Annotated in this window: 24 protein-coding genes; 15 read left to right on the top strand and 9 right to left on the bottom strand. The window is 73.4% G+C overall.

All coding sequences use genetic code 11. The features are described 5' to 3' along the window. Positions 1-3 precede the first annotated feature (3 nt). The 3 genes from ACIO3O_RS01885 to ACIO3O_RS01895 all read right to left on the bottom strand — a co-directional run bounded on the left by ACIO3O_RS01885 (position 4) and on the right by ACIO3O_RS01895 (position 3273). Positions 4-1377, bottom strand: coding sequence for an MFS transporter (locus ACIO3O_RS01885; protein WP_401740695.1), 1374 nt, complete (start codon positions 1375-1377; stop codon positions 4-6). Between the two features lie 190 nt (positions 1378-1567). Beyond that, positions 1568-1741 carry a hypothetical protein gene (locus tag ACIO3O_RS01890; RefSeq protein WP_401740696.1) on the bottom strand — a complete coding sequence of 58 codons (174 nt, stop codon included), beginning with the start codon at positions 1739-1741 and terminating at the stop codon, positions 1568-1570. Positions 1742-1869: 128 nt separating this feature from the next. After that, entirely contained in the window at positions 1870-3273 is a 1404-nt protein-coding gene (locus ACIO3O_RS01895) for a sensor histidine kinase (protein ID WP_401740697.1), read from the bottom strand. Positions 3274-3646: 373 nt separating this feature from the next. On the opposite strand from ACIO3O_RS01895, the gene ACIO3O_RS01900 reads away from it, so the two are divergent. Then, positions 3647-5425 (top strand): PP2C family protein-serine/threonine phosphatase, encoded by a 1779-nt coding sequence (locus ACIO3O_RS01900; protein WP_401740698.1) that lies wholly within the window; start codon positions 3647-3649, stop codon positions 5423-5425. Between the two features lie 55 nt (positions 5426-5480). Next, complete coding sequence (locus ACIO3O_RS01905; RefSeq protein ID WP_401740701.1) at positions 5481-5981, top strand: response regulator; 501 nt, start codon at positions 5481-5483, stop codon at positions 5979-5981. Here the strand turns inward: ACIO3O_RS01905 and ACIO3O_RS01910 are convergent. Both ACIO3O_RS01910 and ACIO3O_RS01915 read right to left on the bottom strand, forming a co-directional pair. Continuing rightward, positions 5959-8298 (bottom strand): ATP-binding protein, encoded by a 2340-nt coding sequence (locus ACIO3O_RS01910; protein WP_401740703.1) that lies wholly within the window; start codon positions 8296-8298, stop codon positions 5959-5961. The two genes, ACIO3O_RS01905 and ACIO3O_RS01910, sit on opposite strands and share 23 nt — an antisense overlap. 106 nt (positions 8299-8404) lie before the next feature. Next, complete coding sequence (locus tag ACIO3O_RS01915; protein WP_401740704.1) at positions 8405-9073, bottom strand: TetR/AcrR family transcriptional regulator; 669 nt, start codon at positions 9071-9073, stop codon at positions 8405-8407. A 112-nt stretch (positions 9074-9185) separates the two neighbouring features. On the opposite strand from ACIO3O_RS01915, the gene ACIO3O_RS01920 reads away from it, so the two are divergent. From ACIO3O_RS01920 to ACIO3O_RS01940, 5 genes are all read left to right on the top strand, one after another. Then, positions 9186-10340: an FAD-dependent oxidoreductase gene (locus ACIO3O_RS01920; RefSeq protein ID WP_401740706.1), complete on the top strand. Its 1155-nt coding sequence runs from the start codon at positions 9186-9188 to the stop codon at positions 10338-10340. A gap of 36 nt (positions 10341-10376) precedes the next feature. Beyond that, positions 10377-10940 (top strand): PadR family transcriptional regulator, encoded by a 564-nt coding sequence (locus ACIO3O_RS01925; protein ID WP_401740708.1) that lies wholly within the window; start codon positions 10377-10379, stop codon positions 10938-10940. Between the two features lie 174 nt (positions 10941-11114). Further along, entirely contained in the window at positions 11115-12326 is a 1212-nt protein-coding gene (locus tag ACIO3O_RS01930; RefSeq protein WP_401740710.1) for a DUF2306 domain-containing protein, read from the top strand. Next, positions 12316-13227 (top strand): hypothetical protein, encoded by a 912-nt coding sequence (locus ACIO3O_RS01935; RefSeq protein ID WP_401740712.1) that lies wholly within the window; start codon positions 12316-12318, stop codon positions 13225-13227. The genes ACIO3O_RS01930 and ACIO3O_RS01935 overlap by 11 nt, the downstream gene beginning before the upstream one ends. Before the next feature lie 155 nt (positions 13228-13382). Next, positions 13383-14780, top strand: coding sequence for a tetratricopeptide repeat protein (locus ACIO3O_RS01940; protein WP_401740715.1), 1398 nt, complete (start codon positions 13383-13385; stop codon positions 14778-14780). Positions 14781-14798: 18 nt separating this feature from the next. Here ACIO3O_RS01940 and ACIO3O_RS01945 read toward each other — a convergent pair whose 3' ends face one another. Then, positions 14799-15119, bottom strand: coding sequence for a hypothetical protein (locus ACIO3O_RS01945; protein ID WP_401740717.1), 321 nt, complete (start codon positions 15117-15119; stop codon positions 14799-14801). 156 nt (positions 15120-15275) lie between these two features. On the opposite strand from ACIO3O_RS01945, the gene ACIO3O_RS01950 reads away from it, so the two are divergent. The 6 genes from ACIO3O_RS01950 (at position 15276) to ACIO3O_RS01975 (ending at position 21192) form a co-directional block, all read left to right on the top strand. Beyond that, positions 15276-16838, top strand: coding sequence for a N,N-dimethylformamidase beta subunit family domain-containing protein (locus ACIO3O_RS01950; protein ID WP_401740720.1), 1563 nt, complete (start codon positions 15276-15278; stop codon positions 16836-16838). Between the two features lie 126 nt (positions 16839-16964). Continuing rightward, positions 16965-17348, top strand: coding sequence for a gas vesicle protein GvpJ (gene gvpJ / locus ACIO3O_RS01955; protein ID WP_401740723.1), 384 nt, complete (start codon positions 16965-16967; stop codon positions 17346-17348). A gap of 184 nt (positions 17349-17532) precedes the next feature. Beyond that, entirely contained in the window at positions 17533-19167 is a 1635-nt protein-coding gene (locus ACIO3O_RS01960; RefSeq protein ID WP_401740725.1) for a hypothetical protein, read from the top strand. 105 nt (positions 19168-19272) lie between these two features. Next, on the top strand, positions 19273-19668 hold the full coding sequence (locus ACIO3O_RS01965; protein ID WP_401741832.1) for a RidA family protein: 396 nt from the start codon (positions 19273-19275) through the stop codon (positions 19666-19668). A gap of 192 nt (positions 19669-19860) precedes the next feature. Beyond that, complete coding sequence (locus ACIO3O_RS01970; RefSeq protein WP_401741835.1) at positions 19861-20631, top strand: polysaccharide deacetylase family protein; 771 nt, start codon at positions 19861-19863, stop codon at positions 20629-20631. Between the two features lie 30 nt (positions 20632-20661). Beyond that, a complete protein-coding gene (locus ACIO3O_RS01975) occupies positions 20662-21192 on the top strand; it encodes a GNAT family N-acetyltransferase (protein WP_401740727.1) in 531 nt (176 codons plus the stop codon). Between the two features lie 27 nt (positions 21193-21219). Here the strand turns inward: ACIO3O_RS01975 and ACIO3O_RS01980 are convergent, their stop codons facing one another. Both ACIO3O_RS01980 and ACIO3O_RS01985 read right to left on the bottom strand, forming a co-directional pair. Next, positions 21220-21516, bottom strand: a complete 297-nt coding sequence (locus ACIO3O_RS01980; RefSeq protein WP_401740730.1) for a DUF1330 domain-containing protein — start codon at positions 21514-21516, stop codon at positions 21220-21222. Positions 21517-21596: 80 nt separating this feature from the next. Next, the gene (locus ACIO3O_RS01985; RefSeq protein WP_401740732.1) at positions 21597-22178 is read right to left on the bottom strand and encodes a carboxymuconolactone decarboxylase family protein; all 582 of its coding nucleotides are present in this window, start codon (positions 22176-22178) and stop codon (positions 21597-21599) included. 82 nt (positions 22179-22260) lie between these two features. On the opposite strand from ACIO3O_RS01985, the gene ACIO3O_RS01990 reads away from it, so the two are divergent. Further along, positions 22261-22635 (top strand): winged helix-turn-helix transcriptional regulator, encoded by a 375-nt coding sequence (locus ACIO3O_RS01990; protein WP_401740735.1) that lies wholly within the window; start codon positions 22261-22263, stop codon positions 22633-22635. Between the two features lie 56 nt (positions 22636-22691). On the opposite strand, the gene ACIO3O_RS01995 is transcribed toward ACIO3O_RS01990, so the two are convergent. Continuing rightward, positions 22692-23309 (bottom strand): TetR/AcrR family transcriptional regulator, encoded by a 618-nt coding sequence (locus ACIO3O_RS01995; RefSeq protein WP_401740737.1) that lies wholly within the window; start codon positions 23307-23309, stop codon positions 22692-22694. 75 nt (positions 23310-23384) lie between these two features. On the opposite strand from ACIO3O_RS01995, the gene ACIO3O_RS02000 reads away from it, so the two are divergent. Then, positions 23385-24719, top strand: a complete 1335-nt coding sequence (locus ACIO3O_RS02000) for an alpha/beta hydrolase (protein WP_401740738.1) — start codon at positions 23385-23387, stop codon at positions 24717-24719. Positions 24720-24831 lie beyond the last annotated feature (112 nt).

The following is a 24831-nucleotide window of genomic DNA, read 5'->3' on the forward strand; positions in this document are numbered from 1 at the left end:
CGGTCAGATGCGGTAGCGGCGCAGGGCCGGGGCCAGCAGGGCCAGGGCCGTGGTCGTGACGAGGACCAGGAGGCCGCCGGTCACCACCGCCGCCGAGGCGCCGAAGGCCGAGCCCGCGGAACCGTGCAGGACGTCGGCGAGGCGGGGGCCGCCCGCGACCACCACCGTGAAGACGCCCTGCATCCGGCCGCGCATCTCGTCCGTCGCCGCCGAGAGGAGGATCGCTCCCCGGAAGACCATCGAGACCATGTCCGCGACCCCGGCCACCGCCAGGAACACCACCGCGAGCCAGAGGCTGTGGGCCAGGCCGAAGCCCGCGATCGCCGCGCCCCACACCAGCACCGCCCCGATCACCATCCAGCCGTGCCGCCGGGCCCGGGAGAACGTACCGGAGAAGAGCCCGCCGAGGACCGCCCCCACGGGTATCGCCGCGAACAGCAGGCCGAGCGCCAGGCCTTCGCCGTACGGCGCGTACGTCTCGGCCGCGAGCTGCGGGAAGAGGGCGCGCGGCATCCCGAACACCATCGCGATGATGTCCGCGAGGAAGGACAGGAGCAGGACCTTCCGGGAGGCGATGTAGCGGAAGCCCGCGAGGATTTCGCGCAGGCCGGCCGGGCGGCGGCGGGGTTGGGTGCCGTCCGTCCCCGCGTCCAGGGGCGGCAGGGCGGGGAGCTTGTAGACGGCCCACACGGTCACACACAGCGCGAGGGCGTCGATCAGGTACAGCTCGGGCAGGCCGATGACCGGGATGAGGACGCCCGCCAGCAGCGGGCCCACGATCTGGCCGGTCTGCATGACCGTCGAGCCGAGGGCGTTGGCGGCGGCGATCTCCCCGGCGGGGACCAGACGGGCGATGGAGGCCGTGCGGGCCGGGGCGTTGAGGCCCCAGAAGGCCTGTTGGACGGCGAGCAGCAGCATCAGGGCGAGCACGGAGCCGAGGCCGGTGGCGGCCTGGAGCCAGAAGAGGACGGAGGTGACGGCGATGCCGGAGTTGGTGACCAGGAGCAGTTTGCGGCGGTCGACGGCGTCGGCGATCGCGCCGCCCCACAGGGCGAAGACGACCAGGGGGACCAGGCCCGCCATGCTCGCCGCGCCGACCCAGGCGGAGGAGCCGGTGAGGTCGTATATCTGCTTCGGCACGGCGACGGCGGTGAGCTGGCTGCCGACGGCGGTGACGATGGTCGAGGACCACAGGCGGCGGTAGGCGGGGATGCGCAGCGGTCGGGTGTCCATCGCCCAGCGCCGCCAGCCGTGCCGTTTCGGCCCGGCGCCGCCCTGGGGCCCCGGGGATTCTTGGGGCCCGTGGGGCTTGTCGGGCCCGGGGGTCGGGGCGGTCGGCTGTGGGTCGTCCCCGGTGCTGTTCTCGCTGGTGTCCACGGTCTTCCTGGGTGCTCGCCGCAAGGCAGTCCCGTACGGAATGAACCCTCTCGTACGAAATGTTGCCCGCTACATCTATCGGAACCGTCCCAGTGTCCCAGGACACCCCGGACACGGACGAAGGGCGGGTCCCCGGCTCGTCGCCGGAGACCCGCCCCACCCGTCGGACGGGCGCACGCCGTGTCGTCGCTCAGGGCTTGAAGGTGTCCTTGGCCTTCTCCTTGGACTCCCGGGCCTCGCCCCGGGCCTCCAGGGCGGCGCCCTTGGCGGCCGTGGTGTCCTGACCGGCCGCGTGGGCCGTCTTCTTCACGGCCTTGCCGACAACCTGCTCGGCCTTGGCCTTGGCCTTTTCTCCAGCGCTCATGACGTGCTCCTTCCTTCGTCGTTCGAAGAACCGCCTGCCCCTCGCGTCCCGGGGGAAACGGTGCTCCCGCCGAAGAATTTCCTCCCGCCCTGCTGCCTGCTTCTGCCGGGCGGATGTGACGCCCGCCCCTACCCCGCGGCATCCCCCGGAGCTCCGCCTTCCGCCACCAGCGGCACGGCCGCCGTCACCACCGTCCCCTCGCCGGGCGCCGACTCGATGCCGAGGGTGCCGCCGAGTTGGCGGACCCGGGCGCGCATCGCGGGCAGGCCGTGACCCCGTACCCCCGTGGACGCGGTCGCGGCGGGCGCGAACCCGCGTCCGTCGTCGGCGATGTCGAGGAGGACCTGGTCGTCGAGGTACGTGAGGGTCAGCGTGACCGTGGTGGCGCGGGCGTGCTCGCGGGCGTTCGCGAGAGCGCCCTGGGCGATGCGTACAAGAGCTGCTCGTACGTTCTCGGGCAGTTCGGCGGGAGTGCCGTCCTGCCGGAAGCGGACGTGCAGGTCCGAGGAGTCCTCGCGGGCGGCGAGCGTGCGCAGGGCGCTGTCGAGGCCGGCGCCGTCCGCGAGGTCGGCGGGGGCGAGGTCGTGCACGAACCGGCGCGCCTCAGCGAGGTTGTGCTCGGCGACGGCACGGGCGGAACGGGTGTGGCGCAGGGCGGCCTCGGGGTCGGTGGTCCAGACGCGTTCGGCGGCCTGGAGCAGCATCTGCTGGCTGGAGAGGCCCTGGGCGAGGGTGTCGTGGATTTCGTACGAGAGTCGCTGGCGCTCCGCGAGGGTGCCCTCGCGGCGCTCGGTGGCGGCGAGTTCGCGGCGGGCGTCGACGAGGTCGGCGACGGCTCGTTGCAGGCGGGCCGCCTGGCGCTTGGAGTGCACGAAGACGGCGGTGGCGACGGCGGCGACGGCGGGCGGGGCCAGGAACAGGTTGGCGTCGAAGCCGAATCGCAGCCGGAGCTTGAGCTGGGCGGCGACGACGCACGCGGTGAGGACGGCGACGAGCACGATCGCGACCCGGGTGGACAGTGAGCGCAGCGCGGTGAAGAAGAGGCTCACCGCGCAGTACCCGAAGCTGGGCGCGAGGGTCACCAGCACCAGCCAGCACCCGAACACGGCGGCGAGCCACACCACCGAGGTCGCGGTCCGCGCCGGAACGGGCCCGACGACGGGCCCCAGCAGGTAGAGCGCCCCGAGCAGGACGGCGAGCCCGGCGACCCAGGGGGTGGCGGGGGCGTGCGGGTGGACGTGGAGGTAGCGGGCGAGGGAGGAGAGCAGCAGCACGAAGAAGGCGACGTGCATGACGACCGCCAGCCACCGGTCATCACCGGCCCCCTCATCACCGGCCCGCGCGCCACCGGAACCGCCGGAGCCCACGTCGCCCCGGCCTCCGGCCCCCGCACCCCCGGAACCAACAGGCCCCGCACCCCCGGAACCAACAGGCCCCGCGCCCTCGGAACCGGTGCCCCGGGGCCCGCCGGACCCGCCGTCGCCGGGAGCGTCGACTCCCTCCGCGCCCGGTGCCTCTTCGCTCCGTACCATCCGGTTCTCCTCGGCTCGCGCTCCTCTCCCGGTGGGGACCGGGTCGGAGCCGGAGGATATCCGGAGGCGGAAGGTCCGCTTCGTTCCGGCGGATTGGCGGGCGGGGGCGCGGCCGCCCCTCCCGGCGCGCACCCGGCACCACCCGCGGCACGCACCGGGCAGCACCCCCGGCACGCATCCGGCAGAGCACCCCGCAGCACCCCGACACGCACCCGGCAGCACCCCCGACACGCACCCGGCAGAGCACCCCGCAGCACCCCCGGCACGCACCCCGGCGCCCCTCCCCCGCCCACCCCCGCGCAGCCCCCGCACCCCCCTCCCCCTCAAGCCCGTGCCGTACTGTGCCCAGCACGAGAGACGGAGGCGGCGGAGCATGAGCGGGACGTGGGGTGCGGCAGGCGCCGGGGGTGCCGGGAAGTGGGAGGACTGGTCCACCGAACTGCACGGGCTGTGGTCCGCCGCCCTGCGCGTGACCGACGTGACCGCGCTGTCCGGCCCCCTCTACCAGGCCCTGCTGGAGCAGCCCGGCGTCGTGGCCGTCGTCGGCGCCCGGTGGAGCGCCGGTCGGCTCCGGTACGTACGGTTGCAGCGGGCCGGTGACGAGACACCCGCGCTCGTACCGCTCGGGGAGCCGAGCGTGCGGCGGTCGGGGCCGGTCCGGGAGGACTCCGCGGTGCAGGTGCGGGAGTACGAGACGGCGGCCGGGGCCGGTGGCCTCGACGATCCCGCCGAGGCCGCCCTGCTGCGTGACGCGGGTGCCGTGCGTGCGCTGGAGTATCAATTCACCCTGGACACGGGTGACGTGGCCGCCCTCACCGTCGGCCTCGACGCCTCGCAGGCCGTGGACACCACCCTGCACCTGCGCATGCGGCAGGTCTGCGAGATCCTCGTCGCGGGCAACCGCCGCATCCTGGAGGAGCAGCGCCACGAGCACCGCCAGGTGCGTGACGCGTTCCTCGCCGAGGCGTCCCTCCAGATGGACAGCAGCCTCGACGTCGACGAGACCCTCGCCCGGGTGGCCCGGCTCGCCGTGCCCGCCCTGGCCGACGGCTGCATGATCCACCTCGCCGACGTCAACGGCCGACTCACCCCCAGCGCCTCCGCCCACGTCGCCGCCGGCCGGCAGGCGTGGCTCGCGGGGACCGCCCGGCACGACGCCTGGCTGGCCGGGGTGCTCACCGACGCCCTGGACCGCCGCTCCGCCGTGCAGCTCCGGGGCGACGACCTGGCCGAGGGCCCGTTCGGCGATCGCGGCCGGGGCGTGCGGGCCATGAGCGCGAGCCCGCTGTGGGCGCGCGGCCGGGCGCTCGGCACCCTCACCTTCCTGCACCGGCGCGAGGACGGCGGCGTGGACCCGGAACTGCTGGGCGACCTGGCGGCCCGCGCGGCGCTCGCCATCGACAGCACCACGCTGTACGAGCAGCAGCGGCGGCACGTCGAGTCGTTGCAGCGGCACCTGCTGCCCCGCGCCCTGCCCGAGATTCCGGGGCTGCGGCTGAGCGCCTCGTACGAGGTGGCCGACGCCACCCTGGACGTGGGCGGCGACTTCTACGACGCGGTGCCCGGACCCGGCGGCGCAGGCGTCACCCTGTTCATCGGCGACGTGTGCGGGCGCGGGGCGGAGGCCGCAGCGCTCACCGGCCTGGCCCGGCACACCCTGCGCACGCTGGTCAAGGACGGTACGGGCCCGGCGCAGGCGTTGACCCGGCTGAACGCCGAGCTGGCCGCCGAACACACTTCCCGCTTCGTGACGGCTCTCGTCGTCCAACTCCGCCCGGTGGACGGGGAGTTCCGCGCGCTGGTGTCGAGCGCGGGCCATCCGCGTCCGCTGGTGCGGCGGGCGGACGGCCGGGTGGAGACCGTACCGGTGTCGGGCATGCTGCTCGGCGTGCTCGCGTCGGCGCAGTACACGACGACCGAGCTGCGGCTGGGGCGCGGGGACTCGCTGGTGCTGTTCACGGACGGGCTCACCGAGGCCCGCGCCGCGGACGGTGCGTTCTTCGAGACGTCGCTGCCGGGTGCGCTCGCGGCGATCGGCGGGAAGCTCCCGGAGGCCCTCGCGGAGCGCCTGACCGAGGCGGCGTCCGGGTTCCGGGTCAGCGGGGCCGACGACACCGCCGTCCTGGCCGCGCACGTGGAGGAGGCCTCTTGACACCCCCGGCGCACTCCCCCGGCAGCAGGCCCGTGAACAAGGCAGAAACAGGCTGATGAACAAGGCAGACGGCACTCCCCCGAACAATCCGGACCACACCCTCCTCCCGAACGAGCCGGACCACACCCCCCTCCCGGTCGACCACACCCGTGTCCTCGTCGTCGAGGACTCCCAGGAGGACGCCGAGGCCATCGAGCGCGCCCTGAGCCGCTCCCACCCCGACCTCTCGCTGCGCTTCACCGAGCGCGGCGAGGGCGTCGTGGCGGGCCTGCTCACGGACGAACTCCTGCCGGGGCTCGTCCTGTTGGACCTCAACATGCCCGGCGTGAGCGGCTTCTCCGTCCTGCGCGACATCCGCTCCCGCCCCGAGCTCGCCGGGGTCGCGGTCGTCGTGTTCACCTCGTCCACCGCCCCCGCCGAGGTCGACGCCAGCTACGCCGCCGGGGCCGACAGCTATATCTACAAGCCGGTCAACTTCGACCTCTTCCGTACGGTCCTCAAGGGCGCCGTCGACTACTGGCAGGACACCCGGGTCAGCCCGCCGCAGGGCCGGTGAGCCCGCCGGGCGGCGGCGCGAGCGTGAAGTGGAAGGACGTGCCCTCGCCCGGCGCGCTGTCGAGCCACAGCCGGCCGCCGTGCCGCTCGACGATGCGCTTGACGACGGCCAGCCCGACGCCGGTGCCGCCGCCGTGCTCGGAGGGCCGGTGCAGCCTGCGGAACAGGTCGAAGACCTCCTCGTGCCGGTCGGCGGGGATGCCGATGCCGTTGTCCCGCACCCGTACGGTGTCCTGCGGCTGTTCGGCCCCGGGCGGGGTCAGCCGCAGCACGGCCACCTCCACCCGGCGGTCGGCGCGCCCGGGGGACGCGTACTTGGCCGCGTTGACCAGCAGGTTGACCAGGATGTCGGTGAGCCGGTCGGCGTCCGCCTCCAGTGCGGGCAGCGCCTGCGGCCGCACCACGGCGACCCCTTCCTCCGCGAGGCGCGGCCCGGCGATCTCCAGGGCGCTGTCGAGTACGTCGTCCAGTGCGACCCGGGTGCGGGTGAGCCCCGACCTGCCCAACCGGGCGTAGTGCAGCAGGGAGTTGAGGAGTTCGTCCATGCGGCCGGTGAGCCGCTGCATGGTGTGCAGCCTGCGCCGGGTCACCTCGTCCAGGCTCCCCCCGGCGTCCTCCAGGATGAAGGTGGCGGAGTTGGAGATGCCGCGCAGGGGCTCCTTGAGGTCATGGGCGGCGGCGTGCGCGAAGGAGTCGAGGTCGAGGTTGATCATGCGCAACTCGTCGTTGAGCACGCCCAGTTCGGCGGCCTGGTGCAGAACGAGGTCGGTGAGCAGCTGCCACAGTTCCTGTGCCACCGCCCGGTCGACGGTGCTCCACGGGCGGCTGCGGCCCCGTACCGTCTCCCGGTAGACGGCGCTCGACCCGCGCGGGGTCAGCCGCTCCCCGTGCGGCCCGGTACGTACCGGCTGCAACGGGTCGGCGGCCCACGCGCGCGGCACGGGCCGCTCCGCGCGGGTCCAGGCGAGGAACTCCGCACCGCCGAGCGGAATCATCAACAGCCCTGCGGGGCACGCCTGTTGGACCTCGGGCGGGGCCGCCCCCATGGCCTCCGCGGTGTCCGCGTCGAGCTCCTCCGCGAGCCGGTCGGTGGCCCACACCGACCCGACCCCGGCCAGCGCGGCCCGCTCCACGAGCTCGGCGAGCAGGGGTGCGGGCAGCGGCGTCCCGGTGGCCCGCCCGTCCCGGAAGACGACCAGCCCGTCGGCGTCCAGCAGCCCGGCGACCGCCGCGTGCGACTCCTCGGCCCCGCCCTCCAGCACCGGCCCCAGCAGCTGCGCCGCCCGCGCCATGCGGGTCCTGGCCCGGGTGAGGGAGCGCGCCCGGTGCCGTTCCTCCACGACGTCCAGCTGGAGGGAGAAGGCGGAGCCGAACAGCTCGCAGGCGGCCCGCAGTTCGGGTCCGAGGTACACGGGATCGGCCCCGTGGCAGGCGATGAGCCCCCACAGCGTGCCGTCGCGCACGACGGAGACCGACATCGAGGACCGTACGCCGATGTTGCGCAGGTACTCCAGGTGGAACCCGGAGACGGTGCGCAGCGCCGCCCCCGACAGGTCCAGCGGCCGGTCGGTCCCCGGCAGGACGGGCGGCACCAGCCCGGCGGAGACGTCCTCGACGTCGCTGATCACCCGGATCCAGTTCTCCAGGTACAGCCGCCTGGCCTGCGGCGGGATGTCGGTGGCCGGGAACCACAGGCCGAGCCAGGGCTCCCACCCGTCGGTGACGGACTCCGCGATGACCTCGCCCGGCCCGAGCGCCCCGTCGAAGCGGTACGCCACCACGCGGTCGAAGCCGGTGAGCGCCCGGATCTCGCGGGCGGCGATCCGGCAGCTCTCGGTGACGGAGTCGGTGGAGCGCAGCCGGGCCAGCGCGGTGCGCACGCCCCGGTAGAAGCCGGTGAACTCGAAGGGCCCGGACGGCCGGGGCTCCAGCTCCAGCACGAGGAGCCCTTCGCGCCGGTGCGCGGAGAGGTCGAAGTCCCTTTCCTCGCCGGCCACTTCGAGCACGACGGGCAGTACGGTCGCCTGCCCGTCGTGCCCGGCCGTGGTCTCGCGGGCCTCCTCCAGCACGGCCCGCTCCAGCAGGACGTCGGCGGGGGCGCCGATCAGCCGCCGGGTCTCGACGCCCAGGACGGCGGCGGTGTTGTCCGAGGCGACGCGTACGAGGAGGGTGTCCGGGTCGACGCCGAGCAGGACCCCGTACGACTGGACGCCGCCGAGCCGGTGGATCGGCTCGCGCACGCACGCGGCGAGGTCGAAGCCGCCGGGGACGGCCTGTTCGGCCGCCAGGTCGCGCGGCGAGAGCCACTCGTTCTGCACGGGGGACGCCCTTCGGTCGGTGGTACGGGGGAGGCGGTCGGCGTGCGGAGGCGCTCCCGTTCAGGAAGCGACAGCGCTCCCGTTCAGGAAGCGAATGCGATCCCGTTCAGGAAACGGTGGCGATCCCGTTCAGGAACACGTCCACGCCCGCGAGGAACTGGCGGCGGTCGTCGTGCTCCGGCAGCAGCGGGGCCACCGTGTGCAGGAAGGGGTACGTCGTGGGGTCGAGCCGCAGCCATCCCGAGGCGATGTCGCCCAGGAAGGCGGCGCGGTCGGCGTCCTTGGGCACGAGGCGCGCGGCCGCCGCGTACTGGGCGGCGAGCCCGAGAACGTAACTCACGAGCGCGGAGGCGCTGTCGAAGCGGGCCTCCTCGGGGACGCCGAGCGCCGCCATGCGCCCGCCGAAGCCCTCGAAGATCTGGAGCACGGCGGACTGCCACGGTTCGCGCGAGAGCTGGGTGCCGACCCAGGGATGCGCGTCGATCGCGTCGAAGACGCCGAGCGCGAGGGCCCGGACCGCGGCACGCGGCGAGGCGTCGGGGTCGCCCCCGGCCAGCGCCGTGCCGACGACGTCCGCCGCTGCGGCGGCGAGCAGCTCGTCCTTGTTGGCGACGTGCCAGTAGAGCGCGCCGCTGCCGGTGGACAGGCGGGCGGCGAGCGCGCGGAAGGTGAGGGCGCTCTCGCCCTCGGTGTCGAGGATCTCGATCGCGGCCTCGACGATCCGCTCCTTGGTGAGCGCGTCGGTGCGTCGGGGACTGCGCGGCGTGGTCGGCATGGGGCCATCCTGACATGGCTGGATCGGTGTTCCAATTGACAGGACTGGATCGGTGTTCCACAGTGGAGGAATGGAACAACGTTCTAGTCGAACTCGTCAGATGGGAATGACCATGGAAACGACCCCGCAGCACCCCACCCCCGTCACGATCGTCGGCGCCGGACTCGGCGGCCTCGTGCTGGCCCGCGTCCTGCACGTGCACGGCGTCCCGGCCACCGTGTACGAGGCCGACGCCTCCCCCGAGGCCCGCACCCAGGGTGGCCAGCTGGACATCCACGTGCAGGACGGTCAGGCGGCCCTCGCCGCCGCCGGGCTCACCGAGGAGTTCCGCGCGATCATCCACGAGGGCGCGGAGGCCGTGCGCGCGCTCGACCCGCAGGCCCGCCCGCTGTACGAGGAGGCCGACGACGGCACCGCGGACCGCCCCGAGGTGCTGCGCGGCGACCTGCGCCGCATCCTGCTCGACTCGCTGCCCGCCGGCACGGTCCGCTGGGGCCACAAGGTCACGGGCGTACACCGCCTCGACGGCGGCCGTCACGAGCTGTCCTTCGCCGACGGCTCGACGGTGACCACCGGTCTCCTCGTGGGCGCCGACGGCGCCTGGTCGAAGATCCGCCCGCTGCTCTCCGACGCCGTGCCCGTCTACACGGGCACGACCTTCGTGGAGACCTATCTGTACGACGTGGACGCCCGCCACCCCGCGACGGCCAAGGCCGTCGGGCGGGGCACGATGTTCGCGCTGACCCCGGGCAAGGGCATCGCCGCGCACCGCGAGGCGGGCGACGTCCTGCACACATACGTCCAACTCGTGCGCCCCGCCGCGTGGTTCGACGCCGTCGACTTCACGGACGCCGCCTCCGCCACCGCCACCGTCGCGGCCGAGTTCGAGGGCTGGGCCCCCGAGTTGACCGCGCTGATCACCGGCGGCGAGAGCGCGCCGGTCGCCCGCCCGATCCACTCCCTCCCGGAGGGCCACCGCTGGGAGCGCGTGCCCGGCGTGACGCTGCTGGGCGACGCGGCGCACCTGATGCCGCCGTCGGGGGACGGCGCGAACCTGGCGATGTTCGACGGGGCCGAACTGGCGCGGGCGATCGTGGCGCACCCCGGTGACGTGGAGGGCGCGCTGACGGCGTACGAGGCGGCCCTCTTCCCGCGCAGCGACGCCTTCTACCGGGACGCGCACGAGGTGCTGGACCTGTGCCTGGGCGAGCGGGCCCCGTACGGGCTGATCGAGATGTTCACGGCCGGGGACGGCGCCGAGGCCTGACCCGTCCCCGCACGGGGCGCACGGTACGGTCGCCGCATGTCTGAGATCCGCCTGACCACCCCCTCCTACCTCGTGCTCGGCGTCATCGACCAGCTCGGCGAGGCGAGTCCGTACGACGTGAAGGTCGAGGCCGGGCGGACGGTCGGCCCCTTCTGGTCCGTGCCGCACGCGCAGGTGTACGCGCAGTGCGACCGCCTGCTGGAGGCGGGGCTCATCGCGGAGGTCCGCCGCGAGGGCGGCCGCAACCGGCGCGTGATGCGTCTGACCGACGCGGGGCGCGAGGCGCTGGTGGGGTGGCTGGCCGACCCCGGTTTCGTGCCGGTCGAGGCGCGCGAGCGCGGCATCCTGAAGCTGTGGTTCGGCGCCCGCCCCGAGACCTTGGCCCCCGCCCAACTCACCGAGCACCGGCGCACGTTGGCCGCGTACGAGGAACTCGACGACAGCGTGGGCGAGTTGCTCACGGCGGGGCAGCGCGGGGCGCTCGAATTCGGCATCCGGTACGAGCGGATGATGGTGGATTTCTGGGGTTGGGTGAGGTCTCCCGCAGAATCCCCCGAGACACCCGAAGGGGAGACCCCCACTGCCCCTCCCGGCGAGTAGAACTCACCGGTAACCCACCCCCTCCAGGCCGTTGACGCCGCCCGGGGCACCCCTCTACGGTCTCGATAGTCCAGAAAGGACTATCGCCGTACGCGCCCACCACGCGGCAGCCGTGCGCCAGCCGCGCCGCAGCCGCAAGCGCCGCGACGGACGCGAGGGATTCGTGAGGGAGCCGTGAACCGCCTCAAGCAAGCACCCCGGAAGCGCGCCGCACGCATCGCCGCCGTCGTGACGGTCGTCGTCTGCCTGACGTACGCGCCGATCGCCATGACCGAACTCTGGCCGTACGCCCGGCCGGGCGCGCCCGCGATCGGCGAATGGCTGCTGGGCAAGGCCGTCACCCCCGGCTACGTCGCCGAGGCGCTGGCCACCCGTATCGCACCGTACGGACGCAGCCTGATCCCGCTGGTCGTGCACTCGGTGCTGGGCGGCGCGCTGATGCTACTGGGCCCGGTCCAGCTGCTCTCGGCGGTACGCCGCAGGCCCCGCCTGCACCGCGTCGCGGGGGTGGCGTTCGCCGTGACGGTGTACGCGTCGATGGCGGGGGCCGCGCTCTACCTCCTGCGCACCGCGCCCGAGGACGCCTTCGGCGGGGCGTCGTTCTGGATCGTGCTGGCGACCATCCTGATCGGCACCGTACTGAGCGTGACCTTCGGCATCCTCGCGGCGGTACGCCGCATGCCGGAACTGCACCAGCGCTGGATGCTGCTCTGTTACGGCTACCTGATGACCGCCCCGCTGCTGCGCCTGGAATGGGGCGGCCTCCCGCTGCTCCTCCCCGGTCTCCCCATGGAGGAGATCAACCGGGTCGCCATCATGCACCTGGGCTCGATCGTGGTCTTCGCCGCACTGCTCGCCTCGCGCGCACTGACCCGCCGCACCACGTCGCCGCAGATCAAGGGCACTTGGGCCCCCACCCCGGTCCTGTTCCTCGCCCACCTGGCGGGAGCCGCGGGCATCGCCTGGATCACCGTGGGCCTCCTCGCCGAGGGGGCGTCGGGCCGCCGCCTCTTGGGCGGCTTCCTGATTCCGTACGTCATCACGTACGCGGTGATGCTCCACCGGCACCGCGCGGCGACCCGGCGGGGCGACGCCTGGGCCCGCGAGGAGTGGCGTCTGCACCTGACGGCGCTGTGCCTGGCACCGGCACTCTCCGCCGCACTGACCGTCCCCCTCGGCATGTCGATGTCGCTGGACCGGTACACGGCGCTGGCCTCGACGGTCGGCATCGGCTGCGGCGTGCTGGCCTTCGCCGCGACGGCACTGCTGAGCCTGCGCGTCGTCCACGCCCGCGAAACGGCCCGCCGCGCGTCACTCGAACCCGACCCCCAGCCCGCCCCCCAGCCCGCAGCCCCGAGGACGGAGCAGCCCGCCCATGCCCAGTGAAACCGACCCTCCCCGCACGGGCGGCCGCCCCCTGACGGCGGGCCTGGCCGTGCTGGCCTCCGTCGTCGCGGCAGTGAGCCTCACGACCGGCGGCATCATGGCGGTGGCGGGCCTGCTCGGATACGCCTTCAGCCCCTGGAAGTCCGCCCTCCCGCTGAGCCCCGGGCTGATCGGGGCGGCGATGGCGGGAGTGGCTCCGGGTCTGTTCGCGATCTCCAAGGCACGCGTCTGGGAGGAGGTCCGCACCCTCGCCCTGCCTCTCCTCGTCGTCCTGGCCGGAACCTTCACGGTCACGCTCCTGAACGCGGGGAAGCTCCAGGCGGCGGAGGGCGGTTCGGCAGTACTGGTCCTGTTCAGCCTCGGCTGGGTGGCGATCCTGGGCGCGCTGGCGCTGAGCGCGCTGCTGGCGGTGGGCTTCCAGCTCGCGAAGCCCGGCACGCCTCTCACGACAGTGGGCACACCGCTCACCGGAGCGGGGGTACGGCTCCCCGCCTGGTCCAAGCCGCTCCTCGCGGTGCTGGGTTCGAGCTGGCTGGGCATCGGTACGGGGCTGCTCCTGCGCCCCGACTTCTGGGACGCGTTCGTCCCCTGGACGGTCAACCGGCCCGACGCGCAGGGCCTGGGCGTCTGGGCGGTCGCCCTGGGCGTGGGCGTCCTCGGCTCCCTGGCGGAGGACGACCTGACCCGCCTCCGCCCGGCGCTGCTGGCCCTCCCGGGAGTGGCCCTCGCCCTGACGGTGGTCCTGGCCGCCCGCGCGGGCTCCGTCGACTGGACCTCGGGGCCGGGCCTGGCGCTGGTGGCACTGGTCCTGGGCCTGGCGGCGAGCGGGCTGACGGGCGGCATGCTGGTGCGGCGGGAAGCGGCGAAGTCGGGTGCCGGGGAGGAACCCCGCCCGGCCTGAGCGGCGCCGACGGAGGGGGACCGGGGCGGGCCCTTGAAACGGAAGGGGATCGGGGCGGGCCTCTTGAAACGGAGCGGGATCGGGGCGGGCCCTTGAAACCGCCCCGCCCCGGGCAGGCTTCCCCCCCAACCTCCGCCGCCGCCCCGGGAGCCCCGATGCCCGCCACGGACCGTCACCTCCACCCCCTCACCCACACCACCCCCGACGCCGCCGAGCACTACGAACAGGCCCTGGACGCCCTCCTGTTCTTCCGGCCGGAAGTCGTCGAGCACGCCGCCGACGTGCTCCGGGCCTCCCCCGGTTCACCCCTCGGGCACGCCCTGCGCGTCTACCTCGCCGTGCTCGGCACCGAGGAGAAGGACACCGCCGCGGTCCGCGACCCGTACCTCCGCTTCCGTACCGCACTCGACGCGTCCACCGTCACCCCGCGCGAGAGCCTGCACCTCGCCGCCGCCGACGCCTGCCTCGGCGGGGACCTGCACGGCGCGGCCCGCATCCTGGACGAGCTGGCGGTCGGCTGGCCGCGCGACGCCCTGGCCCTGCTCGCGGGCCACCAGCTGGACTTCCTCACCGGCGACGCGGCCCGGCTGCGCGACCGGATCGGCGGGGCGCTCGGCGCCTGGGACCCGGACGACCCCCACTACGGGCCGCTGCGCGGCATGTACGCCTTCGGCCTGGAGGAGTCCGGCCACTACGAACAGGCCGAGGAGGCAGGGCTGGAGGCCCTCGCCCGCAATCCACGCGACGTCTGGGGCGTGCACGGGGTGGCGCACACCTTCGAGATGCGGGGCCGCTTCCGGGAGGGCATCCGCTTCCTGGACGCACGGACCGCCGACTGGGCGACCGGCAACTTCCTGACCGTGCACAACTGGTGGCACTACGCCCTGTTCGCCCTGGAGGCACAGGACGTCCCCCGGGTCCTCGACATCTACGACACCGCCGTCCACCCGCCCGAGGCCCCGGCCCTCGCCATGCAACTCCTCGACGCCTCCGCCCTGTTGTGGCGGCTGCTCCTCGCCGGGCACGACGTCGCGGACCGCTGGGAACGTCTCGCGCAGGACTGGGCGGGCCGCGCGGACGGCCCGTACTACGCCTTCAACGACGTGCACATCGTCATGGCGTACGTCGGGGCGGGCCGCATCAAGGACGCCGAGGAACTGGTCGCCGACCGCCGCCGCTGGCTCGCCGCCACCACGGACCCGGCCCTCTCCAACCACGCCATGACCGCCGCCGTCGGCCTGCCGGTGTGCGAGGCGCTCATCGCGTACGGAACGGGCCACGACCGGCGGGCGGTCGACCTGCTCCTCCCGCTGCGCCACCGCCTCGCCTCCTTCGGCGGCAGCCACGCCCAGCGCGACGCCGTCCAGAAGACCCTGCTGGAGGCGGCCCTGCGGGCCGGCCGCCACGACCTGGCCCGCACCCTCCTCAGCGAACGCATCGCCCTGCGCCCGTCCTCCCCGTACAACTGGCTCACGCAGGCCCGCCTGGCCGACCGCCTCGGCCACCACGCGGACGCGGCGACGGCCCGCCACCGGGCGCGCGAGAACGGCTAGAGCCTGCCACCGGGCTCCCTAGCCGTTCTCGCGGCCCGGGAGCGGGGCGCCGTCCAGGAAGGCGCGGTAGGCGTCGGCGGCGTCCGGTTCGATCTCGGCGGCGCGGGGGCCGTAGCGGGCGTCGGTGCGGTCCCGCTTCGGGCCGGACACCCAGAACTCCTCGCCGGTCTCCGTGTCGTGGAAGTTGGCGTCGAACATGCCCTCGGCGCGGCGCAGCGTCCGCTCGTGGAAGCGGGCCGTGCTCCACGTCTTGGAGAAGTCCACCCACCCGATCCAGGAGGGTCCGCGGTCGGTGTCATAACCCGTCTTCAGCTGTACGAACATGATCCGTCGAGGCATGCGCCCAGGGTCGCAGGGGCCGGGGTCCCGCGCATCCGCATATCGCGCCGGGGCAGGGGGCGCCCGGTCGCGCCCTCCCGCATGTCACGGCGGGCCGATGCGCCGCGGTGGGCTACTACTTGCCCTACCAATACGGACATTCGGGATGGTGTGGGCATGGGGCACGAGACGGAAGAGGGCGGCGGAGGGCCCGCGCGGCGAGTCGTGCTGGGGCTGGGGGCGGCGGCCGCGTTCGCCGCGTTGCCGGGGGTGGGGGCGCGGGCGGCGGAGGGGGACGTACGGGCACGTCGTACGCCGTTGGACGTGGTGGCGGAGAACGCCCTGCCCGGGGCGGCGGACTGGCGGATCACCCGGACCGGGAGCGCGCGGGCGGTCGAGGGCTTCGCCGAGCGGGTCAGTGTGCTCGCCGGGCAGCCGCTGGGGCTGCGGGTGTCGACGAGCTCGGCGTCGTACACCGTCTCCGCGTACCGGATGGGCTGGTACGGAGGGCGGCGGGCCCGGCTCGTGTGGCGGTCGGGGGCGCTGCCGGGAGTGCGGCAGCCCGGGGCGGCCATGGACGGCGCGACGCGCATGGCCCGCGCGCCCTGGAAGCGCACCGCGCTGATCGACACCACCGGGTGGCCGGAGGGCGGCTACCTGCTGCGGCTGGACACGACGGACGGGCGGGCGCAGCGGTTCGTGCCCGTGACGGTCCGCTCGCCCGAGGTCGTGGGGCGGACGGTGCTGGTGAACGCGGTCGCGACCTGGCAGGCGTACAACCGGTGGGGCGGCGCGGATCTGTACAAGGGGAAGACCGGGAAGAAGGGGTCGAGGGCCCTGAAGGTCTCCTTCGACCGGCCGTACGCGAACGCGCAGGGGGCCGGTCAGTTCCTCGTGTACGAGGCTCCGCTCATCGCCCTCGCGGAGGAACTGGGCCTGCCGCTGGCGTACACCACCGGGGTGGACGTCGCCCTCGATCCGCAGGCGGTGGCGGGTGCTTCGGCGGTCGTCTCACTGGGGCACGACGAATACTGGAGCCCGGAGCAGCGGCTCCACGTGACCTCGGCCCGTGACGCAGGGAGCAACCTCGCCGTGCTCGGCGCGAACTGCTGCTACCGGCGCATCCGCTTCGAGGACTCCCCGGTCGGGCCGGACCGGGTGGCGGTCTGCTACAAGGACGACTACGCCGAGGACCCCGGCTTCCGGCGCGGACTGCCCGCGACCAACGACTTCCGGCGGGGCCCCGATCCCGATCCGGAGAGCGCCCTGCTCGGGGTGATCTACGCGGGCTACCCGGTGGACGCCCCGTACGTCGTGACGAACCCCGGCCACTGGCTGCTGGCGGGCACCGGCGCGCGGGCCGGGGACGCGTTCGAGCACCTGGTCGGGGTCGAGTTCGACCGCGTCAACCTGGCGCATCCGACCCCGAGGCCGCTGGAGATCCTGTCCCGCTCCCCCGTGGTGTGCAAGGGCCGTCCCTCGTACGCGGACACCGCCTACGTCACGCTGCCCGGCGGGGCGGCCGTCTTCGCCACCGGCACCATGCGCTGGGTCGAGGCCCTCGACGCGAGCGGCCCGGCGGGCGGCCGGGCGAACCACGGCCTCGACGCCCGCGCCGCGCACTTCACCCGGACGGTCACCGCCAATGTCCTGCGTGCCTTCGCGGACGGCCCGGCGGGGTTCGACCGTCCCGCCGAGGACAACGTGGCCGATCCGCTCGGCACGGCCCCGGCCCCCTGATCCGCCGTCTTGCGTCGCCCAGTCGTGAACGCGTGCAGCGGGGGCACACGGATGCATACGACGGCGGACGGTTCGCCCCGGGTGCCACCGGCGCCCCGGCGGCGGCGAGGAGCAGGAGGCACGGTCATGACGACGGCGATCACCCCCCGACAGGGCGGCGGCGGGGGCGGCGGAGGCACCAGCGGGCTCTACGACGTACTGGAACTGATCCTGGACCGGGGCGTCGTCATCGACGCCTTCATCCGGGTGTCGCTGGTGGGCATCGAGATCCTGAAGATCGACATCCGGATCGTCGTCGCCAGTGTGGACACCTATCTGCGGTTCGCCGAGGCCTGCAACCGGCTCGACCTGGAGACCGGCGCCAAGAAGCCCGCGGGCCTGCCCGAGATCCTCAACGGCACCGCGGGGCGCAAGCCCAAGGAGGGGGCCGTGACGGGCGTCGCCAAGGGGATCTCCGATGTGCTGGGGCAGGTCCGGGAGGGGCTGGAGAGCTCCAACTCCCGGCGGTAGCAGCACCTTCCGGCGCCAGGAAGGGTTGCGACACCGCAGTGTTGACGCAGTGTGCCCGGTTCGTCGCACGGCGCGGTCGCGAATGTTGGATGATGTCCCTCAGCGGTTCCGGCGTCCCGGGGGTCTCCGGGTCTCAGGGGTTTCCGGGGCCCCCGGTCAAGAAGCGTGCAGGGAGGGGCAGTTCGTGGCGCAGGCCCAGGTGGACAGCGAGCGGGTGGCGGGACGGTCGTGGACCGTACGCCTCGGTGCCGTGGGGCGTGACGTGGCGGCGGTGAAGGTCGACTGCAGTCGGCCGGCCTGCGCCACCCGGCAGTTGGCGTCGGCCGCCGAGGGGCGCACCTACGCGGGCGCGCACCTCACCGCCCACCTGCGGGCGGCGGGCGGCCCGCGCCCGGATGCGGCGTGCGCGTGCCGCGCCGAGGGGTGCCAGGCGCACGCCGAGACCGGGCGCAACGCCCCGGCCCCGCAGTGCGGCGGGGCGGTGGTGCTGGCCGTGGCCGTGGACCCGATGGGGCGGTGGTGGCGGGCGTGGGAGTGCTGCGCGCGCTGTGCGGCGGCACATCCGACGGCGCGGGTGGTGGCGTCGACGCAGGGCCCCTCCGCGGTTCCCGCGCAGGGTGCCGCCGTTCCCGCGCAGGGCGGTCCGGTGCCGACCGTGGGCGGGGTGGGGGCGCCGCTGTTCTCCGCCGCCGGGGCGCCCGCGTTCTCCGCCGCCGGGGCCCCCGTGCCGGGTCCGGGGGGCGGGGCGGCCCCGCACCGTACCGCCGCGCCGAGGCCCCGGCGGCCCCGGCGGCAGGGGAAGATCGCGCAGCGGCTCGTACCGCACGACCTGCGGCCGGTGTCGCTGCGGGACGAACTCATCGAGCTGGGCGACGCGTTCCGCACCTACCAGAAGTCCGGCGAACCCGACCTGGCCGCCCTGGCCGATCTGCACGAACGCAAGGCGCGCGCGTTCGTCACCTGGGCAGCGGCCACCGGCGACGACAGCCTGCGCGCCGAGGCGGAGCGCGCCGAGCAGGCCGCCGCCACCGCCCGCACACAGCACGCGCACCGCACCGGCGAAGGCGTTCCGGGCGGCATCGAGCGCGTCCTGACCAGCCCGAACCACTGGACGCACGCGCGGACGGTACTGGCTCACGTACGGGACAACTCCCCGGTGCCGGGCCCGGAGGCGCGCCTGCTCATCCTCCTGCTGACACTGCGCTCCGCCCGCACCGGCAGCGGCAACGTCACCGGCCAGGACGTCAACGGCTGGCCGCTGGGCGACCCCGAACAGGTCCTCCAGGACCTGGTGGACTCCGGCTGGATCCAACTCCCCTCCACCGTGCAGGACTTGCTGACCTCCGCCCCGGAGGACCCCACGGCCATCCTGGTGCCGACGCTGGTCCCGGCACCGGGCACGGTGGGCCCCTTCGGCTTCGGCAAGGTGGCACGGACGAAGCTGTCGGGGTGGGCGCAGAAGGGCGTGGGCGACCGCAAGCTGCGCAAGAAGAAGACCCCGGCCGCCACCCGCCTCCTCGCCCTCGCGTGCGCGGCCCACAGCAGCGGGGACGGCAGCCTGGGGAGCGGCGGCGAGGGCCTGGAGGCGGCGGAACTGGCCGCCTTCTGCGCCATCGACTCCTCTCAACTGGCCGAACACCTCGACCAGTTGGTGGCCTTCGACTGGCTCGCGGAGGCGTCCCTGTCCGAGGGGCGTGTCACCGGTCGCCTCAGCGAGCGGGTGCTGCCGTTCGGCTGCCCGCTGCCGTCGTCGGCCTCGTCCCCCGAACCGGTCGACGAGGAGGAGGGGCCGGGACACCACGTCGTACGGAATACGTGACCAAGGGTGTCGTACTTGGCTTGAGAAGGTCATGACCGCGACGTCAGCGAACGTACGCGACTCTCCTTGTCCCCGTATGCACATACGAACGGAGCCGTCATGGCAATCGAACGCACCGCAGTCAACCCGGTCGACTGGTCCGTGGAGCTGGGCTTCAACCAGGGCGAACTGGTCTCCGGCGAGACCCGCACCCTGTACGTGTCCGGGCAGACCGCGATGGACGCCGACGGCAAACCCCAGCACGAGGGCGACATCGCGGCACAGTTGGCGCTGAGCGTCGACAACCTGGAGGCCGTGCTCGCCGAGGCGGGCATGACCTTCGCCCACCTGGTGCGGCTGAACGTCTACACCACCGACATCGACGGGCTCTTCCCGCACTACGGCGTGCTGGCGGGGCGGCTGGGGGCCGCCGGGGTGGCGCCGACGACCACGATGCTCGAAGTGCGACGGCTGGCGATTCCGGGCCAGTTGGTCGAGCTGGAGGGTACGGCCGTCGCCTGACCCGCCCCCGACCGCCTGCGCAGGACTGCCGGACGCCCGGGGGCGCCTCCGGGTTGTCCCGGAAATCCCCCGGATTTGTCCGTGATCCGTAACGGACGCATCCACGTGCCGCCGTTCCTCGTCCTGCCAAGTGATCGCAAGGCCACCGACTTGCCGATCACGGACGAGGAACGGCGCACCAAGGGGGCGGACATGGGACGGCACGAGAGCGGACGCGGCTGGTACGGCAAGGTCATCGGGGCGGCGCTGGGTGTGGCCCTGCTCGCGGGCGGGGCCTCGGTGTGGACGGCGCAGGCCGGCACCGAGGCGCCGCCCGGGGCCAAGGCACCGGCCGCGTCCCCCCGTACCGCCGTGAAAGCGGTCGACGCGAGCATCGCGCACGCCTCCGACGCCGGGGCGCGCGGCCTCAACCTCACCATCGACGACGGCCCGGACCCCCGGTGGACCCCGCAGGTGCTGGAGCTGCTGCGCAAGCACAAGGTGAAGGCCACGTTCTGCATGGTGGGGCCGCAGGCGCGGGCGTACCCGGACCTGGTGAAGAAGGTCGTCGCGGACGGGCACCGGCTGTGCGACCACTCGGTCTCCCACGACACCGGCATGGACAAGAAGTCCCCGGCCTACCAGTCGCAGCAGATCCTCGACGCGGAACGCATGATCACCGAGGCGTCCGGCGGCGTGCGCCCGATGTACTACCGCGCGCCGGGCGGGGCGTTCACCCCGTACAGCCGCAAGCTGGCGGCCGACCGGGGCATGCGGCCGCTGGGCTGGAACGTGGACAGCAAGGACTTCGAGCGCCCGGGCACGGCGACGATGGTCGCCACCGTCGAGCGCGAGCTGCGCAACGGCCCGACGATCCTCTTCCACGACGCGGGCGGCGACCGCACCCAGACGGTCGAGGCGCTGGCCCGCCTGCTGCCCCAACTCACCGCTCACGGTTACTCGTTCGGCTTCCCCGTCCGATGAGGTTCTCGTACGGAGAATAGGTTGCCCGGCATGACCACCACCGCACCGAACGGCTGGCCCCCCGCCCCCATGGCCACCGAACGCCTGATCCTGCGCGCGGCCGAGGCACGGGACCGCCCCGCCTTCATCGCCCTGTTCTCCTCCCCCGAGGTCAACGTGTACGTCGGAGGCCCGCAGCCGCGCGAGAAGCTCGAAGAGGCGATGCCCGAGGTGCCGGGTCAGCGTCCGGGATGCTTCGTGGTGGAGCGCGAGGGCGAGATGATCGGCCAGATCACGCTCGGCTGCGAGCCGCCCCAGATCGATCGGGCGGCCGGAAGGGCCGAACTCGGCTACCTCTTCCTGCCGCAGGCGTGGGGACACGGGTACGCCGCCGAGGCGTGCGGGGCGGCGCTCGACTGGTTCGACACCACGCGCCCCGGTGAACCGGTGGTCCTGGCCACCCAGTCGGCCAACACCCCCTCGATGCGCCTCGCCCGGAAGCTGGGATTCACCGAGGCGGAACGGTACGAGGCGTGGGGCGCGGAGCAGTGGTTCGGCGTACGCGCCCCGGAAGTCCGCTGAGAACACGGGTGGGGGGAGCCCGTCGGGTCAGTCGAGGCCCTCGACGATGCGGAAGTCGCGCTCGACGGAGTCGGAGAGGACCGCCAGCGCCTTCTGGTAGAGCTCGCTGTCGTATGCCGCGACGGCCTGATCGAAGCTGTCGAACTCGATCAGAACGACGCGGTGCGTGTTTCCGGCTTCGTGGGCGACGACTCGGCTGCCACTGCCGGCAAGGAGCCGCCCACCGGCGGCCCGGACGGCCGGACCGGCCAGCTTGTCGTAGGCGGTCAGCCTCTCGGGGTCGGAAATGGTGCGGTAGACGCTGACCCAGTAACCCTTGGTCATGGAATCCTCCTGTGTTCGACTGGATGTGACCGAGGGGGAGTTCAGCAGCCGCGCCTCGGAGTGCTCCCGGGCGGCCCTCATCAGCCGGTCCCGGTAGCGTGCGGGAAGAAGTCGGCGAAGCGGGGCGCGCCGGGCTCGTGCGGCAGGCGCGTGGCGCGCGCGGCGAAGCTGACGGCGTGGTACCACCCGCACAGCAGAAGCAGATCGAGCAACTGGAGCTCGTCGAAGACCGACGCGAGCCGATTCCACAGCGCGTCGTCGACGTCGGAACGCTCGTGGAGCGCGTCGACGGCGAGGATGAGCAGCCGTTCCCGTTCGGACGTCCAGCACGTGTCGGCGGGACCGCCGTGCACCAGGGACGCCGCCTGGTCGCGGGTGAGCCCGACCCGTCCGGCGAACATCATCATGTGTACGCCCCACTCGTACTCGCAGCCGCACAGCGCGCATGTCCGGTCGATGACGATCTCGCGCTCCCTCATGGTCAGGGTGAGCTGTCGGCCCAGCTCGTAGCGCCCCCATCCATGCATGGCGTCGGCCATCGGAAGGTTCCTGGCGAACATCCGGAACAGCCCGATCGGCGGCACGCCCCCGGGCATCATGCGCGCGAGCAGCGCGTCGGCCTGGTCGGCGTACGGCGGTTCCAGCAGGGCTAATCGCGACATCGGCACTCCCCTTTTACTCCTGCTTCTCTTTTCGAATCACTATGCTGCTTCGAGAAGCGAAGCGCAAGGAGAAGGGGCAACCATGGGAGGCGGAGCACCGCGGCCCGGCGTACCGGTGCGGGGGTCCTCAACGGGACGCCCGGTCATGGCCGCACTCGATCTGCTGGGACGGCGCTGGACACTGCGCATCGTGTGGGAGCTGAGTCAAGCCCCGGGCGGCTTCCGCGAGTTGCAGCGTCGGTGCGAGCACATGTCCTCCAGCGTGCTCAGCACCCGGCTCGGCGAGCTGACCGAGACCCGTCTGGTCACCCTGCGGGAGGACAGGTATCACCTCACCCAGCTCGGTGAGGACCTGGTCGGCTCCCTCCAGCCGCTGTTCACGTGGAGCCGACGGTGGGCGGGGGAAGTGGACGCCGGTCCGGCAGAAGGGTCGCAGCGCGGCGACGAGTTGAAGTAACCGGGCGCGGCCGTTCGGCCCTCCCGGCTCGCGGACGGCCGCGTCCGGCTACGGCCTCACGTCACCGGATCCGGGCGCCGAAAGCCCGGGAAGGCGGCGGGGGTTGCCCAGCCGCGCAGTACGGCGGCAATCGTTGACCGGAACGCGGTCTCGGCCGCGGCGCCGTCGAGGCCGCCGGCGAGTTCGAGGCTCACGAGCCCGTGCAGGGCGACCCAGAACGAGACGGCGATCAGCGTGGTGTCGCCCGCGAGGACACGGTCCGCCACGGCGCGGTCGATCGCCGCGACAAGCGGTCGCACCGGATCCCGGTCGCCGACCCTGTCCGACGGCACGAAGGACTGCGCGCCACCGAACAACACCGCGTACAGGTGGCGGTGTTCGCGCCCCCACTGGCGATACGCGACGGCCAATGCGTACAGATCGTCCAGGGCGTCCTCCGATCCGGGAGCGGACGTCAGGTCCTGGAACAGACCCGCGACCGCCCGGTCCCGCACCTCATCGATCAGCCCGTCCTTCCCCTGGAACAACGTGTACACCGCCGCCGTCGACGTTCCGGCGGCGGTGGCCAGCGCGCGGACCGTGACCGACTCCGGGGGACGGGTGGCGAACATCTCGGTGGCGCATGCCACGAGCCGTTCTCTGACGGCGGCGTCGTTCGTCCTCGGCCTTCCCATGGGAGCAGTTTACCCATGCTGATAACATCGTTTCAAAACGCCGTTTCAAAACAACCTGCACCCAGGGAGCTCACCATGCCACCGCCCGCCATACGCCCCCTGCGCCGTGCCGGCCGCCTGCTGGCGGCCACCGCCGCGGTGGTGGGGCCGGTCGCCCTCTTCCTGGCACTGCTCGTCGCCACCGACGGCGCGGGCTCGGGGTTCGTCGCATGGTCCGCGGCTGCGGGGACGGCGGTCGTCGCAGTGCTGTGGCGGGGCCGCCGCCGCCCCCGGCGGAGGCGGCTCGTGTCGTTACTGCCGGTGCTCGTCGCAGCAGCCCTGACGCTGTCGGTGTGCGTGCCCACCGTCCCCACGACGCGCCGCCACCCGCCCGCCCTGCCCTTCGTGACCACCGAGCACTGGCGCCTGTCCACCGGCAGCGAGGTCGCGGTCTACCACTACCCGCCCACCGGCGACAGCCCCCGCCAACGCGTCCCGCTCGTCTACCTCAACGGCGGCCCGGTGCGCGGCATCTCCGTGCTCGACCACCGCTTCCTGCAACGGCTCGCGGGACAGGGCCACGACGTGTACGCCTACGAACAGGCCGGCGGTGGACGCAGCGGCCTGCTGCCCATGGACCAGTACGCGATCACCCGTTCCGTCCACGACCTCGCCGCCTTCGTCGGCAGGCTCGGCACAGGCCGCGCCGACGTGCTCGGATTCTCCTCGGGCGCGGTCGTGCTCACCCGCGCGCTGGCCGACCCGGCCGTCGCCGCCCGCCTGCGCCGGGCCGTCATCGCCGAGCCCGGTCCGATGGACGGCCCCAGCGCCCGGTTCACGGAGCAGAAGGGCCGGCCGTTGGCCCGCGACATCGCCCCGGCCATGACCGGACCGCGCTCCACACACCTCCCTCGCTACGCGGTCGCCTTCGGCCTGATGCGGCTCGGACTGCTCAGCCCCGACAACCGCCTGGTCGGGCAGGCAGAAGGAGACAACGCCTTCACCGCTGCCGATCTCGGCAGTGACACCGCGTCCGCCTACTGCGCGCGCGACGCGCACCGCATCCCGGTCGAGGACACGGCGGAGAACTTCTCCTTCAGCGCCGCCGCCAGCCTCCGCATCCAGCAGACGATCAAGGACTCCCCCACCATCGCCCCGCAGCTCAGGCGTTCGCGGACACCCGCGATGCTGATGATCGCCGAGTGCTCCTCCCAGGTCCGGCAGTGGCAGACGGCCGTCCTCGCGGACAACCCCGCCATCCGGCGCACCCAGTACATGCCCGGCGTCGGCCACCACATGTGGAACGGCCTGGATGACAACGACCAACGAGCAGCAGCCGTCATCACGTCATTCCTCCAGAACAAGCCCGCACCGCTGCCCGACTACCCGACCCGAGCGGACATCCCGGCCTTCCTCCGTGACCACAAGTAGGCGGGCAGGCCTCAACTTCGGTCGCACCGTGGAGTTCTAACCCCTATGGGGTTAGCGTGGGGTTAGAACCCAACCCGTCTCACCCCGCCTCGCCCCGGCGAGGTTGGGTGGG

It is taken from the genome of Streptomyces sp. NPDC087440 (assembly GCF_044744005.1).
Lineage (GTDB): Bacteria > Actinomycetota > Actinomycetes > Streptomycetales > Streptomycetaceae > Streptomyces.

Bases quoted from the DNA above. Each gene is read 5' to 3' on its own strand.
- ACIO3O_RS01905 (WP_401740701.1), top strand. From the start codon at position 5,481: ATGAACAAGGCAGACGGCACTCCCCCGAACAATCCGGACCACACCCTC.
- ACIO3O_RS01890 (WP_401740696.1), bottom strand. From the start codon at position 1,741: ATGAGCGCTGGAGAAAAGGCCAAGGCCAAGGCCGAGCAGGTTGTCGGC.
- ACIO3O_RS01895 (WP_401740697.1), bottom strand. From the start codon at position 3,273: ATGGTACGGAGCGAAGAGGCACCGGGCGCGGAGGGAGTCGACGCTCCC.
- ACIO3O_RS01915 (WP_401740704.1), bottom strand. From the start codon at position 9,073: ATGCCGACCACGCCGCGCAGTCCCCGACGCACCGACGCGCTCACCAAG.
- ACIO3O_RS01950 (WP_401740720.1), top strand. From the start codon at position 15,276: ATGGGGCACGAGACGGAAGAGGGCGGCGGAGGGCCCGCGCGGCGAGTC.
- ACIO3O_RS01970 (WP_401741835.1), top strand. From the start codon at position 19,861: ATGGGACGGCACGAGAGCGGACGCGGCTGGTACGGCAAGGTCATCGGG.
- ACIO3O_RS01925 (WP_401740708.1), top strand. From the start codon at position 10,377: ATGTCTGAGATCCGCCTGACCACCCCCTCCTACCTCGTGCTCGGCGTC.
- ACIO3O_RS01900 (WP_401740698.1), top strand. From the start codon at position 3,647: ATGAGCGGGACGTGGGGTGCGGCAGGCGCCGGGGGTGCCGGGAAGTGG.
- ACIO3O_RS01980 (WP_401740730.1), bottom strand. From the start codon at position 21,516: ATGACCAAGGGTTACTGGGTCAGCGTCTACCGCACCATTTCCGACCCC.
- ACIO3O_RS01985 (WP_401740732.1), bottom strand. From the start codon at position 22,178: ATGTCGCGATTAGCCCTGCTGGAACCGCCGTACGCCGACCAGGCCGAC.
- ACIO3O_RS02000 (WP_401740738.1), top strand. From the start codon at position 23,385: ATGCCACCGCCCGCCATACGCCCCCTGCGCCGTGCCGGCCGCCTGCTG.
- ACIO3O_RS01990 (WP_401740735.1), top strand. From the start codon at position 22,261: ATGGGAGGCGGAGCACCGCGGCCCGGCGTACCGGTGCGGGGGTCCTCA.
- ACIO3O_RS01975 (WP_401740727.1), top strand. From the start codon at position 20,662: ATGACCACCACCGCACCGAACGGCTGGCCCCCCGCCCCCATGGCCACC.
- ACIO3O_RS01945 (WP_401740717.1), bottom strand. From the start codon at position 15,119: ATGCCTCGACGGATCATGTTCGTACAGCTGAAGACGGGTTATGACACC.
- ACIO3O_RS01935 (WP_401740712.1), top strand. From the start codon at position 12,316: ATGCCCAGTGAAACCGACCCTCCCCGCACGGGCGGCCGCCCCCTGACG.
- ACIO3O_RS01995 (WP_401740737.1), bottom strand. From the start codon at position 23,309: ATGGGAAGGCCGAGGACGAACGACGCCGCCGTCAGAGAACGGCTCGTG.
- ACIO3O_RS01920 (WP_401740706.1), top strand. From the start codon at position 9,186: ATGGAAACGACCCCGCAGCACCCCACCCCCGTCACGATCGTCGGCGCC.
- ACIO3O_RS01940 (WP_401740715.1), top strand. From the start codon at position 13,383: ATGCCCGCCACGGACCGTCACCTCCACCCCCTCACCCACACCACCCCC.
- gvpJ (WP_401740723.1), top strand. From the start codon at position 16,965: ATGACGACGGCGATCACCCCCCGACAGGGCGGCGGCGGGGGCGGCGGA.